Genomic DNA, 17,263 nt, shown 5'->3' on the forward strand with positions numbered 1-17,263 from the left:
AACCAGCTTGGGTTCTTGATCACATATCTCTTTTAAAAGAGATGGGACGGACCGTCGAAAGCAGTTGTCCTTTAAGGAGTAACTTCTCTCGGCGGTCTTTTTGATTTGAAAGAATCGCTTCAATCGATGACGTGAACAGGATAGGCAAATTAGAAAATGGCTCCTCCATAAAGATGGCCAATGGAAATCGATTCTATCGTCCCTGAAATTTACTAGTTGAGCCGTCTATTCTTTTCGTTGCTGACCTGCAGTGAAAGGAGCAATCACTCATTTACTCTAGCAGGCCTATTCCTTAAGAGTTCTACTAGCTGAAACTTTTGTTTCTATTGGTTTTTCGTGGTACTGTTAATAATAGGAAGATCGTTTTGAGCCTAGAGGAATGAAGAAAAAGTGTCGGTTTTGCTTGCCAATCTGCAGATTGAGAAAAACTTGGTACTTAAGACCTATGACACTTTTGCAAAAACAAGGCATAATAGGTTCGTAAGCTAAACTTGCAATCACACATTTGCTGAAGGAGGCAATTTCCATGAACGAAAGAGAACGTATATTGGATCTAGTAAAAAAAGGTGTGCTTTCTACAGAAGAAGCCTTGGATTTACTAGAAGGTATGGCAAAAGCCAAAGACGAAAAACAAATTAACAAAGCTGCTGCTGAGGTAACCGCGGATAAGAATGCGACAAGCCCATTTGATGATACTGAAAACGACGATGAGATGTTCACGTTTGACAGCGAAGAAAAACTTCGTCAAAACGAAGCGCAAGACAAAGAAAATCTTGAAAAGATTCTCGATGGTTTAGCAACGGAAGCCAACCAAGCATCTGCTGAGTTGGACGAAATCAATGCTGAAATTCTTGGCGTCAAAGAAGAATTAAAAGAAGCACAAGAAACACTGATGCAATTGAACACCAAAGAAGAGTTGGATCAATTGTCAAAAGATGAATTGGCTACGCGTCACGAAACAGAAGCGACCATTACTGCCTTGGAAGAAACCTTAGATGGTTTATCTGAAGAAAAAGCAGAATTGGAAGCAAAATTAAAAAATATTCGCAAAGACCAATGGTCTCAAACAAAAGAAAAAATTTCTCAAAAATTAGATATTCCAGAGGATTGGAAAGAGCAAGCGACTGACACCTTTAACCAAGTAAGTGAAAAAATGGTCGATGCCAGCACACACTTCGGACACTTCTTGAAGAAAACGGTTCGAGCAGTGACAGAGTCAGTCAATGACAACATGGAATGGAAAGACATCAACTTGAAAGTTCCTGGTGTTGCAGCGACAAAATTTGAGCACACATTCAGCTATGATGAAACGGCAGCGACATTGATCGATGTGAAATTGGCAAACGGCAATGTTTCCTTCCAATTATGGGATGAACCAGGTGTCAAAGTAGATGCCAAAATCAAACTATATGGTAAAATGGATGCGGCGGAGCCTTTCGATGCTTTTGAAGCAAGAAGCCAAATCAATGTCGATGATGAACGCATCTCTTTCCAAATTCCCAACAAACGCATTCGTGCCGATCTCGTTTTCTACTTGCCAAAACGTACCTATGATCATGTGGCAGTGAAATTGCTGAACGGCAATGTTACATTCAATGAATTGGATGCGAAAGATGTCTATACAAAATCAACAAACGGCAATATCGATTTCCGCAAAGTAAACGCATCGATGTTAGAGATTGAGGGCGTGAATGGAACGATCACTGTTCAAGAGGGTGAGATTTTAGATGCCATTATTGAAACGGTGAACGGCGACGTTACGTTGACAGCAACGCCACAAAATACCGGTATTTCTTTAGTTAACGGCAACATCCGTGTGACCTACAAAGAAGAAACGGTCCAAAAATTAAACGCCAGCTCTGTAAATGGGAATGTCAAAGTAGCATTACCGACAGGAATCGGTTTTGAAGGGATCGCAAAAACAAGTTTAGGTAGCATCAACAATCGTTTAAGCGAGATGGAAGTTGTGCGTGAGAAAAAAGAACGCCTAAACCAACTATTGCAATTCCGTCGAGTTGCCGATAAAGTCGCTCAAATCGATCTATCCACAACAACAGGAAATGTCTTTATCAAAGATACAGACAAATAAGAATCGCTGGGTTTACACTCATTAAAGAAAAGAAGGAAGGTGTAGATAAATGAACAAAAAATTAACAAAATCAGCCAATAACGTTGTCATTACAGGTACTCTAGGGGGTCTGGCAGAATACTTGCGAATCGATCCAACCATCGTTCGCGTGATCTATGTCTTTCTATCTTTAGTGACTGCTGGGTTCCCTGGAATCACTTTATATATCATCATGGCGGTCTTGATTCCTTCAGGACGCAAGAGCACCTCAGGATATGGCCACGACAATCACTACTACAAGCAAAACAAATACAATGAAGCAAATCGTCCCCGTAAAGAAGCGGAAAAGGTGGAGGATGAGGACTGGAGTGACTTCTAGTGTCTTATTTTCAACGGCTTATCATGAATACATTGACGTTTGTCACATTGGCGGTTCTATTACCAAATATGATCCATGTTCAAAGCATTATGACTGCAGTGATCGCCAGTTTCGTACTGTCGATCCTGAATGCTTTGATTAAACCAATTCTGATCGTCATTTCATTTCCATTGACTTTACTGACGCTTGGTTTCTTCACTTTTGTGATCAATGCGCTCATGCTGAATTTGACTTCATATTTTGTTGGGTCAGCCAACTTCGGCTTCTCCTCGTTTGGGGCAGCGCTATTAGTGGCACTGATCATGTCAGTGATCAATATGATCGTGACCGAACACCATATCGAAAAATATTCACGTTAAAAAGACGTTTCACGTTTTCTCCCACTAGCTATGAAGCTAGTGGAGAAACGGAAACGTCTTTTTTTAGTTTAACTGTTCTTCTTTGATAGCAGCAAGGTACGTATCTACTGCCTGTAACGTCTCATCAAGCGCCCCTTTTTCAAAAGGTGAACGCAAATGAGCAAGAGACAAGATCTCAAGGAATGTTTTCGTGCCGCCGACTTCGCAGATGGCCAAATAATCTTGCCAAGCGGTTTCGTCTTTTGCCACGATGAATCGATACCAAAATTGGAACGCACACACTTGCGCCAATGTATAATCGATATAATAGAAAGGTGATTCAAAAATATGCCCTTGTCTAAACCAATACAAGCCACGATCAAGGTCAGGATATTCTGAATAATCCCGTTCTGGGCAATACTGGCGCTCTAATTCCCGCCAACGGGCTTTGCGCTGTGCTGGTGACCACTCAGGGTGCTCATAAACGTCTTGTTGGAAGTGATCCACTAAAACGCCATAAGGCAAAAATTGCAGGCTGCTAGCAAGATGCGCAAATTTGTATTTTTCTGTTTCTTCTTCAAAAAAGGCATCCATCCATGGCCAGGCGATAAACTCCATCGACATTGAATGGATCTCGCAAGACTCATAATTGGGAAAGAGAATTTCCGGTTCTTTGATCCAACGAGAGCGAAAGGCTTGAAACGCGTGGCCAGCTTCGTGGGTCAAAACATCGACATCACCAGAAGTGCCGTTAAAGTTGGCAAAGATAAATGGCGATTGATAGTCTTGGATAAACGTACAATAGCCGCCAGATTGTTTGCCTTTTTTGCTTAGTAGATCAAGTAGGTCATGCTCGACCATAAAATCAAAAAATTCGCCAGTTTCAGGGGATAGTTCCTGATACATCACACGGGCTTTTTCTACTAGTTCTTCAGGTGTTCCTTTAGGCTCTGCGTTACCACTAGGATAAACAAGCGGCAGGTCGGTAAAGGTTGCCTGAGTCAATTGATTACGCTGCGCCTGTCTTTGGTACAGTTTTTGGGTAATTGGGACGACTTTTTCTAAAATTTCCCGACGATAGGTCTCGATCATTGAACGATCATAGTCCCAACGATTCATTTGGGTATCCGCAAAGGCAACATAATTTTCAAAGCCGAGCTTGTGGGCGATCTCGGTACGAACCTTGACCATCTCATCATAAATTTGATCAAAACGGTCTTCATTTTCCGTGAAGAAAGCCGTTTGTTTTTCAAACGCTTCTTTTCGAACACTGCGATCTTTGTTTTCGGTAAATGGTCGCAGTTGTGCGAGGGTATAGGTTTCTCCTTGGAAGTCGATTTGGGCAGAAGCGACCAATTTGCTGTAATCAGAAGCCAATTGGTTTTCTTTTTGAAATAATTCGATCAAGGCCTCATCAAAAAGCTTCACACGGCTTTCGGCAAATAAAAAAAGTGTTTCTGGATATTCGGCTTTTAATTCATCTAAGACAGGTGAAGCCAGAAGTGCTTGATAGAATTGAAAATCCAGAGCTTCAAAATGAGGCTGGTATTCATTCCAAAAAGTGTCTTCTGCTTCATAAAAGGCATCGTTGGTATCGATCGAATAGCGGATCGAAGCCAAGTTCATTGCAGTATCGATCGTTCCTCTTAGTTCGTTCAAAGCATCAAGGGCTTGCTTCGCCTCCGAGAAGGTATCGGCTGACTGAAGGTTTGCTAATGCTTTTTTGAATGTTTCTTGATAAACTGGAAAATCAGGGCGTTGATACTTGTATGCTGAAAATTTCATTAAAAATCCCTCCTTAGTAAAATAATAACACAAACGAAAAAGAATGAGGACTTCTATCGGCGAAGGTAGTAACTTTACTGATAGAATGATAAAATAGAACCAGAGTGTCGTTTATAAGAAACAGCGGCAAGAATCATTGAGAAAAGAGGGAAAACCTATGGCAGAAACCGTCAAAGTCAGCGAGCTGGCGGAGGCTTTAAATTTAGAGATAGTTGAAGGAACTGAAAACAGTTTAGAAAGAGAAATCATTACCGGCGATATTTCCCGACCTGGTTTGGAATTGACGGGTTATTTTAATTACTATTCCCATGATCGTCTGCAATTATTCGGCAGCAAAGAGATCACCTTTGCGGAACGGATGATGCCAGAAGAACGCTTGATGGTGATGCGCAAAATGTGTGCCGAGGATACCCCAGGGTTTATCGTTTCTCGCGGCTTGGAAGTACCAGCAGAAATGATTCAAGCCTGCAAAGAACATGAGATCACAATTTTGCGTTCGCCCATCTCAACCTCACGTCTGCAAGGAGAGCTTTCTAGTTTCCTCGATGGGCGCTTAGCCACAAGAACCAGTGTCCATGGGGTATTAGTGGATGTCTATGGGCTAGGTGTTTTGATTCAAGGCGATAGCGGAATTGGGAAAAGCGAAACAGCCTTAGAGTTAATCAAACGTGGGCATCGGTTGATCGCTGACGATCGGGTGGATGTGTATAAGCAAGATGAATTGACTTTGGTAGGGGAACCGCCGAAAATCTTGCAACACTTGATCGAGATCCGCGGAATCGGAATCATCGATGTCATGAATCTTTTTGGTGCCAGTGCCGTACGAGGTTATATGCAGGTTCAAGTAGCGGTGTATTTAGAAGCTTGGGCGAAAGACAAAAAGTATGATCGACTAGGAACCGATGATACGACGGTTGAAATTGGTGGCGTCGATGTACCACAAATCAAGATCCCCGTAAAAACTGGTCGAAATGTTGCGATCATTATCGAAGTCGCTGCCATGAATTTCCGAGCGAAAACGATGGGCTACGATGCAACGAAGACCTTTGAAAATCGATTGACGCAATTGATCGAAGAAAATTCTGGAAACTAGAGAGGATAAGATAGATGATAGGTTTAGTAAATCGAGTCGCATTTGAACTATTTGGTTTGCCGATTTATTGGTATGCGATCATTATCGTATCAGGCGTGATCATTGCTATGTGGTTAAGCACGAGAGAGGCGGTTCGTGTCGGGCTCAAGCCAGATGATGTGACTGATTTTATGTTGATTGGATTGCCAGTAGCGATCATTGGTGCGCGGCTTTATTATATTCTGTTTGACTTGCAATACTACATTGATGACCCAAGTCAAATTTTCAATATTCGCTCTGGTGGGATCGCGATCTACGGCGCACTGATCGCCGGGGGGATTTGGCTATACTTTTTCTGCCAACGAAATTTTATTTCTCCCTGGACCTTCTTAGACATCGCCGCACCAAGTGTCTTATTGGCACAAGGCATCGGGCGTTGGGGCAACTTTATGAACCATGAAGCATTTGGCGCTGAAGTCAGCCGCTCCTTCTTAGAAAGTTTGTATATACCGAAATTCATTATCGATAATATGTATATCGATGAAGCGTATCGGCAGCCGACCTTTCTTTATGAATCGGTTTGGAACGTGATTGGATTTATCGTTTTGATCTTCTTGCGTAAGAAAACTGGGTTATTAAAAGAAGGCGAAGTCTTCTTGAGCTACTTGATTTGGTATGGATTCGGGCGCTTCTTTATTGAAGGAATGCGTACTGATAGTTTATACTTATTTGGTGGAATCCGTGTGTCACAGGCACTTTCCGCTTTATTGTTCTTCGGAGCGATCGCTTTAATGATCTGGCGCAGGAAAAAACAAGCGTTAAAGGATTACAACCGCAGCTTTGGTAAGAACCAAACGATTATCTAAACAGTTATTTTATCGAAATTATGGTAAAATGATGAAGTGCATGAATTTGCGAAAAGGATAGAGGAGGTTTCCATAGTGAAACAGAAAATCGCCGTCTTAGGTCCCGGATCATGGGGGACTGCTTTGGCACAAGTCTTGTCTGAAAATGGACATGAAGTGACTATTTGGGGGAACAATCCCGCCCAAATCGATGAAATCAATACGTATCATACGAATCGGCATTATTTGCCAGATCTGAAATTACCTGAAAATATTTTAGGCTGTAAAGATTTAGAAGAGGCGATCCAAGGGGCAGATGCCGTCTTGTTTGTCGTACCAACCAAAGCGATTCGTGCCGTGGCACAAGAGTTCGCTGAAAAGACAACTGGCAAGCCAGTCATCATCCATGCCTCAAAAGGGTTAGAACAAGGCAGTCACAAACGAATCTCAGAAGTACTTGCCGAAGAGATCCCAGCTGATAAACGGCAAGAAATCGTTGTCTTGTCAGGACCATCTCATGCCGAAGAAGTCGCTGTCCATGATATCACCACGATCACGGCAGCTTCAGAAAATGAAGCGGCTGCTAAGTATGTACAAGAGCTATTTATGAATGATTACTTTAGAATCTACACGAATAACGATGTGATCGGTGTCGAAACTGGCGCCGCTTTGAAAAACATCATCGCCATTGGTGCCGGTGCTATCGCAGGGCTAGGCTTTGGGGATGATGCGAAGGCTGCAATCATGACCCGTGGGTTAGCTGAAATCAGTCGTCTTGGTGTGGCAATGGGTGCCAATCCTTTAACCTTTATCGGATTGAGTGGGGTTGGCGATTTGATCGTCACTTGTACCAGTGTCCATTCGCGGAATTGGCGTGCAGGAAACCTATTAGGAAAAGGCCATAGCTTAGATGAAGTGTTAGACAATATGGGGATGATCGTTGAAGGAGTTTCAACCACCAAAGCTGCCCGCGAATTAGCAGAAGCTTTGTCGGTGGAAATGCCAATCACAGAAACGATTTATTCGGTCTTGTATGAAGGCAAAGACATCAAGCAAGCAGCTAAAGATATTATGTTGCGAGACGGCAAAGAAGAAAACGAATTTACGGTAGATCAATCATTATGATTAAAGGAGCGAGTCACATGAATGTTAAAAAAGCAGTTATCCCAGCAGCTGGTCTAGGTACCCGATTTTTGCCAGCTACAAAGGCAATGGCAAAGGAAATGTTGCCGATCGTTGACAAACCAACGATCCAATTTATCGTGGAAGAAGCTTTACAATCAGGGATCGAAGATATTTTGATCGTAACAGGGAAAGCAAAGCGTCCGATCGAAGACCATTTCGATGCCAATTTAGAATTAGAGATGAATCTAAAAGAAAAAGGCAAGACGGAGCTTTTGAAATTAGTGGAAGAAACAACTGACGTAAATCTTCATTTCATTCGCCAATCTCATCCGAAAGGACTAGGCCATGCCGTATTACAGGCTCGGGCATTTGTCGGAAACGAACCGTTCGTAGTTATGCTAGGTGATGACTTGATGGAAGATCAAGTACCATTGACGAAACAGCTGATCGATAATTATGAAAAAACGCATGCATCAACGATCGCTGTCATGGATGTTCCTCATGAAGATACATCAAAATACGGGATCATTGATCCTGGTATGGAAGTTGAAAAAGGCTTGTTCAATGTCAAAAACTTTGTGGAAAAACCAGCGCCAGAAAATGCGCCAAGTGATTTAGCAATTATTGGCCGCTACTTACTGACCCCTGAAATTTTTGATATTTTAGCCAATCAAGAACCAGGTGCTGGTGGTGAGATCCAATTGACGGATGCCATCGACACATTAAACAAAACTCAACGCGTCTTTGCTCATCAATTTACCGGCAAGCGTTACGATGTAGGAGATAAATTCGGTTTCTTAAAAACAAGTATCGAGTATGGTCTAGTGCACCCTGAAGTCAAAGACAACTTGAAAGAGTATTTGATCGAGTTAGGAAAAGAACTAGCTCCGGCTCAAAAAGAAGTCAAAGAAGCACCGAAAGCGTCAAAAAAATAACAAAAACTCCTAAGCAAGGCGATTTCTGATGAAATTGCTTTGTTTTTCTATTATTTCCTGTTGAAAGCGGATAATTTTCTTAAAAATGCAGTCTTTTATTTGTAGAAAGTGCAGTGAAATGCTATTCTTAATATAAGTAAATGGGGAAAGGAGCCATTCTATGTCAGGAGGAGAACTAGCTGCATTGATTGCTGCGATCGCATTTGTCGTATTGGTCATTTTCGTCGTTCGTTTGTTGATGCAAGTCAGTAAGACAATGACCAAAGTAGACAAAACGGTCGAAGAGGCAAACACAACCATCCGTGTCATTACCAAAGACGTTGATATTCTTTCAAAAGAGGTTGAAGGTCTTTTGGTAAAAACGAATGAGCTTTTACAAGATGTGAACGGAAAAGTCGCAACCATCGATCCTTTGTTCACAGCAGTTGCAGATCTAAGTACCAGTGTTTCAGAACTAAATGTTTCTGGAAAAAATTTAATTACGCGCGTGGGTAGTCTTGGCCGGACCACTGCCAAAGCAACGGTAGCTGGAAAAGTCGGTCAAACAGCCATGAAATTTTTCAAAGACAAAAATAACCAAAAATAAAAGGAGGACTTTCAATGAGTAAAAAAGGCGGATTTTTATTAGGAGCAATCATCGGAGGAACAGCGGCAGCAGCAGCAGCACTTTTGTTGGCGCCAGAATCTGGTAAAACATTAAGAAATAAATTAGCAAAACAAGCAGACGATTTATTAGATAAAGCATCTGATTATGGTGATTTAGCCAAAGAAAGAAGTACGGATCTTGTCGATATCGCTAAAGATAAAGCGGCAAAACTAAGCGAGCAAGCATCTGACTTCACCGGTTCTTTAACAGCGAAAGTCGATGACTTAAAAGAAACAGCAGCTGGTTCATCAGAAGAAACCGTTGAAGAGTTAAAGAAACAAGCAGGTGATCTATCAGAACGCTTCAAAAAATCAGCGAACGAGGTCAAAGAATCAGCGAAAGATGCCAAAGTAGACGCTGATGACACGGTGCAAGATATCATCATTGATGCAAAATCTTCTGCAGCGGATATGAAACAAACCGTCAAAGAAGGGGCACAAGAAGCAAAACCTGTAGTTGAAGAAGCCAAAAAAGACGGTCAAGCAGCCGCAGCTGATTTGAAAAAAGAAGCTGGAAAAGCAGCAGATGATGCCAAAAAAACAGCGAAAGCAGAAACAAAAGATGCCAAAGCTGACTTAGAAGATGCGAAAGAAGAATTAAAAGATACATTAGAAAAAAACAATCCTGAAGCATAAGTAAGGATACAAAAATTTGATTACTTCAAAAGATAAAACGTTCGCCAGTTAAATCGGCGAACGTTTTTTTGTGATTTGGGTAGTTATTCGCTTGATGCTTGGGTGACTTCCCAATCGCAAAGTTGATAGAGCCAATCCTGCAGGTGACTGAATGGAAAGCCAATTTCCTCAGCGAGACCAACATTGATCGAATAAGCAGGTGTACCATTATAAGGGCCTTGATCGCCTGTTTCTGAAAAGAGCGGGGAAAGACCAGTTTTTTTCGTTACGTATTGCAGCACTTCTTCTAAGGAAACTGTACCTTTTGACGCACCATTGATGGGTCCGGTGAACGAGCTAGTACCTAGAAACGCTAAAAATTTACCAGCCTCTTGGGCATCCACAAAGCCCATTTGATGCGTTAGATTATCGACAGCCATTGGCTTTTGCTTTATCAGATGGTCAATGTAAAAGGTAAAACGTTTTGTGTAATCATCTGCACCGATCACATAAGGAAAGCGGACAAAAACGGACGGGATTTGACTGTATTTTTGGGTCAGGATCTCTTCCACGGTTCGCTTGCCTTGTGCATAATCGACCTCCTCAGAGCCAGCCAGTCTGAAGGGTTCTTTAGCAGGGTCAAAATCCGCTTCAATCAAATTGAAGTGTAATTCATGGTACGCAGACATTGAGCTAGTAACGATGTAGCGCTTCGGTGTGACATGACGCAGTAGAATCTCAATGTCGTTGGAAGTATAAGCAATATTGTCGTAAATGACCTCATAGGTTTCTTTTGTTAATGCCGTTTTGATACTTTCTTCGTCGGTGCGATCGAAGATGATTCTGTTGACTTGATCGCCAAAAGAATCTTTCGTGTTCCCTCGGGTAGCGATCGTCACGTCCAATCCTTGATCAATTAGTGATTGGACCAAATATTTACCGAAAAAACGCGTGCCGCCTAAAACCAACACTTTTTTACTCATAAGAACACTCCTTTTCATGTAATGCCAACATGTTGCGCCGTTTCATTAGGAAAATCAAGATAAGATCAATAATTCTTTTGCTGTCTTGGTAAAAGGTACACAGCCATCTGCAGTGACATACACACAGTCTTCAATGCGGACACCGACCTGATCTGGTAAATAAATGCCTGGTTCGATAGAGAAGCACATGCCTTCTTCGATCACTAAATCATTGCCAGTGATCAAAGAGGGGAACTCATGAACCGTGGTCCCGATGCCGTGACCTAGACGATGGTTGAAGTAGTCGCCGTAGCCATAGCCAGTAATCACATCACGAGCAATCTTGTCTAATTCTCCAGCGGTAATCCCAGGTTTGACCGCTGCTTGCGCTGCTAGTTCAGCTTCAAGAACGATGTCATAAATTTTTCTTTGTAATGCAGTCGGTTCTTTATAGGCAACCGTTCTGGTTGCATCACTGCAATATCCTTTCCAAACGACCCCTAGGTCAAACAAGACGAGTTCATTGGCAGTCACTTTGCGGTCACCAGATACGCCATGAGGACTTGCTGCATTGGCACCAGCTAACACCGTCGTATCGAAGGACATATGGGAAACCCCACGCTTTTTCAACTCGTACTCAATTTCCGCAACGATTGACATTTCGCTGACGCCTTCTTTGATGGCAGCAAATCCAATCTCAAAAGCAACGTCTGCCCACTTGCCAGCTTCTAGCAAGGTGTCAATTTCAGCAGCCGTTTTGGTTAACTGCATTTTTTGAATGACCGGAGTCACATCTAAAGAAAAATCGGTCTGTGGCAAAAACCGTTTCAATGCTTCATAGCGCTCGACGGAAAGGTCATTTTTTTCTAGTGCCAAGGAAGAAACTTGGTAACGAGAGGTCAATTCCTGACAGATTTTCGCCCAAGGGTCTTCGCTATCGAGATAACCGATAATGTCAAAGGGCCAGCCACTATTTTTTGCTTCTTCTACTTCCAGAGCTGGTGTGAAAAGAAAGGGATCTTTTCCAGGTGCGACAAACAAAGCAAGGACCCGTTCATGAGGTTCACTTTTAAAACCTGAAAAATAAGCGATCGTTGCTGGATTAGAAATATAGGCAACATCTGCGCCATTGGTTTTCAACCAGCCATTTAACTCATTGATTTTTTTATCATTCATTTGAAAAAACCTTCTTTCAAGTATTCTTTTTCTATTTTATCATGCTTTAGAAGAGAATAGGGGCGGGGAAAGTAGGAAATTGCTAAGTTTTCATGAAAACAAAATTAAAACGGTTGCAAATGCGGAAAAAATTTGCTATCCTAACAAAGAAATGTAAATAAGATTTTCTGAAAATAGAATAAGGGAGATATATCATGGAAAAACAAACAATTACGATTTATGATGTTGCACGGGAAGCGAATGTATCGATGGCAACTGTTTCACGGGTAGTCAACGGAAATCCAAATGTAAAACCAGCAACTCGTAAGAAAGTGCTGGAAGTGATCGACCGCTTGGATTATCGTCCAAACGCAGTTGCTCGAGGGTTAGCAAGTAAAAAGACCACGACTGTTGGTGTCATCATTCCTGATGTCAGCAATATGTTCTTCTCATCACTTGCTCGTGGGATCGATGATGTAGCGACCATGTATAAATACAATATCATCTTAGCCAACTCTGATGGCGATACAATGAAAGAAGTCAACGTTTTGAACAACTTGTTAGCAAAACAAGTGGACGGCGTTATCTTCATGGGTCATCGCATCACGGATGAAATTCGCGGGGAATTCTCTCGCTCAAAAACACCAGTCGTTTTAGCTGGTTCGATCGATCCTGATGAACAAGTAGGAAGTGTCAATATCGATTACACAGCAGCTGCCAAAGATGCTGTTTCATTATTGGCGAAAAACAATCAAAAAATCGCTTTTGTCAGCGGTGCTTTGATCGATCCAATCAATGGCCAAAACCGCTTGAAAGGCTATAAAGAAGCCTTGAAAGAAAACAACCTTGAATATTCTGAAGGGTTGATCTTTGAATCACCATACAGCTTTAAAGAAGGCTTAGCCTTAGTTGATCGCATCATCAACAGTGGTGCAACAGCAGCTTATGTCACAGACGATGAGTTAGCCATCGGCGTCTTAGATGGTTTGTTAGACAAAGGTGTTAAAGTTCCTGAAGATTTCGAGATCATCACCAGCAACAATTCATTATTGGCTGAAGCAGCTCGTCCACGCTTATCAAGCGTGACGCAACCATTGTATGATATGGGTGCCGTTGCGATGCGTCTATTGACAAAAATGATGAACAAAGAAGATGTAGAACAAAAAACGATCGTCTTGCCTTACGGTATTTCAGAAAAAAGCTCTACGAAATAAGCAGCGATTTGATCAAACGATCAGTGGAACAACGCCTTGTTGTTCCACTTTTTGCTTCAACGATCGTTCGTGTGGGGAGAAAATCTATGGATTTTCTCCTCACACTTTTTTTGCATAAAAAAACTGATCAGCACAAGGCTGATCAGTCATCATTATTGTTGGTATTTTGTTGATTATTGTCTTGCTGTTCCTCATCGTCATCCTCATCATTTGCCGTAGGTGTAACATTGTTGGATGTGTTATTCGATGATGTATTCGACGAACGATTTGTTGAACGGCTAGAAGATGCTTTTCTCCAATAGTCAGCGTAGTTTGCATCTGAACCACCGAGTCCAAATTTGAAATCGACCGTATCTGGTCCGCCAGTGGCCCAATACGAAGTAACGGTACTGCTTGGATTGGTATAGGTTCGATTATCGACTCGCACGGTTCCTCCTGGTTGGGTACCAGTAAACTTGGAAACTTGAGCTTTTTTGACATCACTAGAAAGTTCAAACTTCTGATTCACACCAAAGACTTCTTGGTTTGTTTGATAAATACGATTGATCAAGTAAGCCATATAGTTGGCTGTCCGAGTTCCTGCAGCGCTATCGGTCCCTTTATTGTCATCTCGACCTGACCAGCTGCTGATGGTGATCGATGGGGTGGAGACGACTAGCCAAGAGTCCGACCAGTTGTTGGTGGAACCAGTTTTTCCGACCCAATCGGCATTTCCGAGGTTCCAATCCAATCCGCTGATAACCGATTTAAAGGAACTGGTTTTTTGCTCATCGATGACACTGCGCATCATGTCGGTCATGATGGAAGCCGTCGCTTCTGAAAAGACTTGGACAGGTTTGGCTTCATGCTGGTAAAGCACTTCGCCTTCATTATCTTTGATTGATTCGATGATATAGCCTTGCTGATAAACACCATTATTGGCAAATGTTTGGAAGCCATTCGTTTGATTCAAGACTGTGACATCTGTAACCCCTAATGGCGCTGATTCATACGCCCAGCTATTATCTTCGGGATAGCCCATTTTGCTTAAATAATTTGTGTAGGCATAAAAATGATCGCCTTCTTTTTCCCAAAGATCTTGGAAAATATTTGTCGCTGCGATATTACTGGAAACCTCCAATGATTCACGAATCGACATGAAGGTATTGGTTCCACGGTTTGTGGCATTGACGATCGGCTCACCGGCGTTTTCTCCTGTCCGCCATTTTGCGGCATAGTCAGAAACCATCGATTCAGAGCCCATTAAGCCACTTTCGATCGCCGGTCCGTAAACCAGCATGGGTTTGATACTTGAACCTGCTTGGCGTTTGGCATCAAAGGCATGGTTGAATTGATTGTCAGCATAGTTACGTCCGCCAATAAAGCCTAGTACTTTCCCAGTGGCGTTGTCCATCATGACATTGCCGACTTCGATGGTGGAGTCACCCCAGTTGTCTAGCATATAGCCGTATTTGTCGACGGCATCTTGCATCGCATTATAAATATCTTTATCGATCGTTGATGTGACGGTATAGCCGCCATTAACAAGTTTTTGCTGCGCCAATTCGAAGTATTTTTGATAGGTTTCCTCTTTGGCGTATTCTTCGTCACTGACATCATCTTCATCTGCCAGCTGTTTGGCAATAATGTCTTTTGCTTCATTTAACACAGTGTAATAAAGGAAGCTTTGATCCGTTTGTTCAATGGCTTCTTGTTTTTTGAAGTCTTGCTTCAAGTCATAATTAAGCGCCTCTTCGTATTCTTCTTTCGTGATATCGTGGTTACGATACATACTGAAGAGCACGAAGTCTTTCCGTTCTAAGCCAGCGGTCAAGTTTTCCTTGATCTCACCCGTATTTGTATAAGGGCTGTAGACGATCGGGCTTTGTGGCAGACCCGCAATAAAGGCTGCTTGCGGTAAAGACAGGTCAGCTGCGTTGACGCCAAAAATTCCTTGCGCCGCTTCTTGCACACCTGCGATATTTTGCCCTTTATTGTTTCGACCAAAAGGGGAGATGTTTAAATACATGGTGACGATCTCATCTTTATCGAAAAATTTCTCCACTTCCATGGCTAATAAAATCTCATTGGCTTTGCGTTTAAAGGTCGTTTCACTGGAAAGGATTTGTTGTTTTACCAGCTGCTGGGTCAAAGTGGAACCCCCGCTGCCGCCAAAGCCTGTCGCTTCTGATAATAATGCTCGCACGACTGCTTTTGGTACGACCCCATTATGAATATTAAAATATTCGTCCTCTGTTGCGATGATCGCTTTTTTCAAATAATCTGAAATTTGATCGGAATTAACCGACGTTCGCATTAGGTCCGAGCGAATCGTTGCGATTTTGCTGCCATCAGCGTATGCGAGTTGAGAAGTCTCTGTGATGTCGGTCAATTCTTTTTGTAACTCATCTTTAGAAGGAGCTGCGGTATCTTCCACAAGAAAAGCAAAGTAGCCGGCACCGATCCCTAAGGCTAAAGAACCGCCTAGAACCAGCAAAGAAATAGCAACTAAGAACAAGGCATGTAAAACCCTAAGACTGATGTTGAAATAGAACCAGCCTCTATTTTTGTTTTCTGTATTCTTTTGATTTTTCGTTTTCTGGGACAAAAAGAGTCACCTCAATAAATTAGAATAGATTCCGTGTAATTATAGCAAAAAACAAGGCACTTGGGTAGCACCCTATCTGTTATCGAAAGAAGTGTGGGAGAAAATGCCAGTTGGTGTTTGTATTGAACCAGCGATAATAAAGGAAAATGAACGGATTTGCCTAAAAGTTTCTTTTTTGGTAAAGGACTTTGAGAGAAAGACTTTTCATTGACCTCTTTTTCAGTTAAGATGAACAATGAAGCAATTATTAGGAGGAGAAAGAATGAGTACAGACTTTTTTGAAGAGCTAAAGCAACGCGGATTAGTTCATCAGACCACAGACGAAGCAGCCTTGACCCAACAATTAAATGAAGAGTCTGTGAAACTATATATCGGCTTTGATCCTACCGCAGATAGCCTGCATATTGGTCATTTATTGCCTATTTTGATGTTGCGCCGTTTCCAACAAAACGGACATGTGCCGATCGCATTAGTAGGCGGCGGTACAGGAATGATCGGTGACCCATCCTTTAAAGATCAAGAACGTCAATTAAACACACTAGATACCGTTTTAGAATGGTCACAAAGTATCAAGAGCCAATTATCTCGCTTCATTGATTTTGATGACCAAGAAAATCCTGCCATCATTGCCAATAACTATGAGTGGCTAGGGGAATTGAAACTGATTGATTTCTTGCGTGACACTGGGAAAAACTTTACGATCAATTACATGATGAGCAAAGAAAGTGTCAAACGTCGGATCGAAACTGGGATCTCCTACACGGAATTTGCATACCAGCTATTACAAGCCTATGACTTTTTGAATCTTTACGACAACCACGGTTGCTTGTTGCAATTAGGCGGTAGCGATCAATGGGGGAATATCACCTCTGGGATCGAATTATTACGTCGTGAGCGTGAAGTCCAAGGGTTCGGTTTGACTATGCCATTGATCACAAAAGCAGATGGAACGAAATTTGGGAAAACAGAAGGCAATGCGGTTTGGCTAGATGCCAAGAAAACGACGCCTTACGAGTTCTACCAATTCTGGATCAATACGGATGATCGTGATGCAGTCAAATTCTTGAAATATTTCACCTTCTTATCATTAGAAGAAATCGCTGCGATCGAAGCAGAGTTTAACGCTGCACCAGAATCTCGAGCAGCACAAAAAGCTTTGGCAAAAGAAGTCACTACTTTGGTTCATGGGGCAGAGGCTTATGAACAAGCCGTACGTATCTCAGCAAGTTTATTCAGTGGCAATATCAAAGAATTGAACGCTGAAGAGATCGAACAAGGCTTCAAAGGGGTGCCAAGCCATCAGGTAACAGCAGATGATTCTTTGAACATCGTTGAAGTGTTGACGACTGCTAAAATCGAACCATCAAAACGTCAAGCAAGAGAAGACGTTCAAAATGGTGCCATCTACATTAATGGGGAACGCGTCCAAGACCTAACGTACGAGCTCCAAGCAAGTGATCGGATCGGTGGAAAATACGTCGTGATTCGTCGTGGCAAGAAAAAATATTTCTTATTAACATTTTAATCGCAAAAAGCGA

15 protein-coding genes are annotated in these 17,263 nt (G+C 42.2%); 11 read left to right on the forward strand and 4 right to left on the reverse strand.

The genetic code is table 11. From position 1 onward, the window contains the following. Positions 1-526: 526 nt before the first annotated feature. The 3 genes from liaX to ACI3E5_RS03910 are packed head-to-tail and all read left to right on the forward strand — an operon-like array spanning position 527 to position 2,806. Positions 527-2,089: a daptomycin-sensing surface protein LiaX gene (liaX, locus tag ACI3E5_RS03900; RefSeq protein ID WP_142972898.1), complete on the forward strand. Its 1,563-nt coding sequence runs from the start codon at positions 527-529 to the stop codon at positions 2,087-2,089. Positions 2,090-2,138: 49 nt separating this feature from the next. Continuing rightward, positions 2,139-2,447 (forward strand): PspC domain-containing protein, encoded by a 309-nt coding sequence (locus tag ACI3E5_RS03905; protein ID WP_005225787.1) that lies wholly within the window; start codon positions 2,139-2,141, stop codon positions 2,445-2,447. Continuing rightward, positions 2,447-2,806 carry a phage holin family protein gene (locus ACI3E5_RS03910; protein ID WP_005225788.1) on the forward strand — a complete coding sequence of 120 codons (360 nt, stop codon included), beginning with the start codon at positions 2,447-2,449 and terminating at the stop codon, positions 2,804-2,806. The genes ACI3E5_RS03905 and ACI3E5_RS03910 overlap by 1 nt, the downstream gene beginning before the upstream one ends. Positions 2,807-2,869: 63 nt before the next feature. Here the strand turns inward: ACI3E5_RS03910 and ACI3E5_RS03915 are convergent, their stop codons facing one another. Beyond that, positions 2,870-4,570 carry a M3 family oligoendopeptidase gene (locus tag ACI3E5_RS03915; protein WP_142967236.1) on the reverse strand — a complete coding sequence of 567 codons (1,701 nt, stop codon included), beginning with the start codon at positions 4,568-4,570 and terminating at the stop codon, positions 2,870-2,872. Between the two features lie 157 nt (positions 4,571-4,727). On the opposite strand from ACI3E5_RS03915, the gene hprK reads away from it, so the two are divergent. The 6 genes from hprK to ACI3E5_RS03945 all read left to right on the forward strand — a co-directional run bounded on the left by hprK (position 4,728) and on the right by ACI3E5_RS03945 (position 9,828). After that, positions 4,728-5,663 carry an HPr(Ser) kinase/phosphatase gene (hprK, locus tag ACI3E5_RS03920; protein WP_005225790.1) on the forward strand — a complete coding sequence of 312 codons (936 nt, stop codon included), beginning with the start codon at positions 4,728-4,730 and terminating at the stop codon, positions 5,661-5,663. Positions 5,664-5,677: 14 nt separating this feature from the next. Then, positions 5,678-6,508, forward strand: coding sequence for a prolipoprotein diacylglyceryl transferase (lgt, locus tag ACI3E5_RS03925; protein ID WP_142972900.1), 831 nt, complete (start codon positions 5,678-5,680; stop codon positions 6,506-6,508). 75 nt (positions 6,509-6,583) lie between these two features. Then, positions 6,584-7,612, forward strand: a complete 1,029-nt coding sequence (locus tag ACI3E5_RS03930) for an NAD(P)H-dependent glycerol-3-phosphate dehydrogenase (protein ID WP_142972901.1) — start codon at positions 6,584-6,586, stop codon at positions 7,610-7,612. A 17-nt stretch (positions 7,613-7,629) separates the two neighbouring features. Continuing rightward, a complete protein-coding gene (galU, locus tag ACI3E5_RS03935; RefSeq protein ID WP_074931604.1) occupies positions 7,630-8,547 on the forward strand; it encodes a UTP--glucose-1-phosphate uridylyltransferase GalU in 918 nt (305 codons plus the stop codon). 160 nt (positions 8,548-8,707) lie between these two features. Next, complete coding sequence (locus tag ACI3E5_RS03940; protein WP_005235398.1) at positions 8,708-9,133, forward strand: DUF948 domain-containing protein; 426 nt, start codon at positions 8,708-8,710, stop codon at positions 9,131-9,133. A 14-nt stretch (positions 9,134-9,147) separates the two neighbouring features. Next, entirely contained in the window at positions 9,148-9,828 is a 681-nt protein-coding gene (locus tag ACI3E5_RS03945; protein WP_016610287.1) for a YtxH domain-containing protein, read from the forward strand. An 83-nt stretch (positions 9,829-9,911) separates the two neighbouring features. On the opposite strand, the gene ACI3E5_RS03950 is transcribed toward ACI3E5_RS03945, so the two are convergent. Continuing rightward, on the reverse strand, positions 9,912-10,790 hold the full coding sequence (locus tag ACI3E5_RS03950; protein WP_142972902.1) for an NAD-dependent epimerase/dehydratase family protein: 879 nt from the start codon (positions 10,788-10,790) through the stop codon (positions 9,912-9,914). A gap of 54 nt (positions 10,791-10,844) precedes the next feature. Continuing rightward, positions 10,845-11,945 (reverse strand): M24 family metallopeptidase, encoded by a 1,101-nt coding sequence (locus ACI3E5_RS03955; RefSeq protein ID WP_142972903.1) that lies wholly within the window; start codon positions 11,943-11,945, stop codon positions 10,845-10,847. Between the two features lie 194 nt (positions 11,946-12,139). On the opposite strand from ACI3E5_RS03955, the gene ccpA reads away from it, so the two are divergent. Beyond that, positions 12,140-13,138, forward strand: a complete 999-nt coding sequence (gene ccpA, locus ACI3E5_RS03960; protein ID WP_005225798.1) for a catabolite control protein A — start codon at positions 12,140-12,142, stop codon at positions 13,136-13,138. Positions 13,139-13,280: 142 nt separating this feature from the next. Here ccpA and ACI3E5_RS03965 read toward each other — a convergent pair whose 3' ends face one another. Beyond that, the gene (locus ACI3E5_RS03965) at positions 13,281-15,725 is read right to left on the reverse strand and encodes a transglycosylase domain-containing protein (RefSeq protein ID WP_086338345.1); all 2,445 of its coding nucleotides are present in this window, start codon (positions 15,723-15,725) and stop codon (positions 13,281-13,283) included. Between the two features lie 262 nt (positions 15,726-15,987). On the opposite strand from ACI3E5_RS03965, the gene tyrS reads away from it, so the two are divergent. Beyond that, positions 15,988-17,250, forward strand: a complete 1,263-nt coding sequence (gene tyrS, locus ACI3E5_RS03970) for a tyrosine--tRNA ligase (RefSeq protein WP_086338344.1) — start codon at positions 15,988-15,990, stop codon at positions 17,248-17,250. The last annotated feature ends 13 nt before the right edge of the window (positions 17,251-17,263 follow it).

Origin of the sequence: Candidatus Enterococcus avicola (assembly GCF_047470845.1) — a bacterium.
In the GTDB taxonomy this organism is placed as follows: Bacteria; Bacillota; Bacilli; order Lactobacillales; family Enterococcaceae; genus Enterococcus_D; species Enterococcus_D casseliflavus.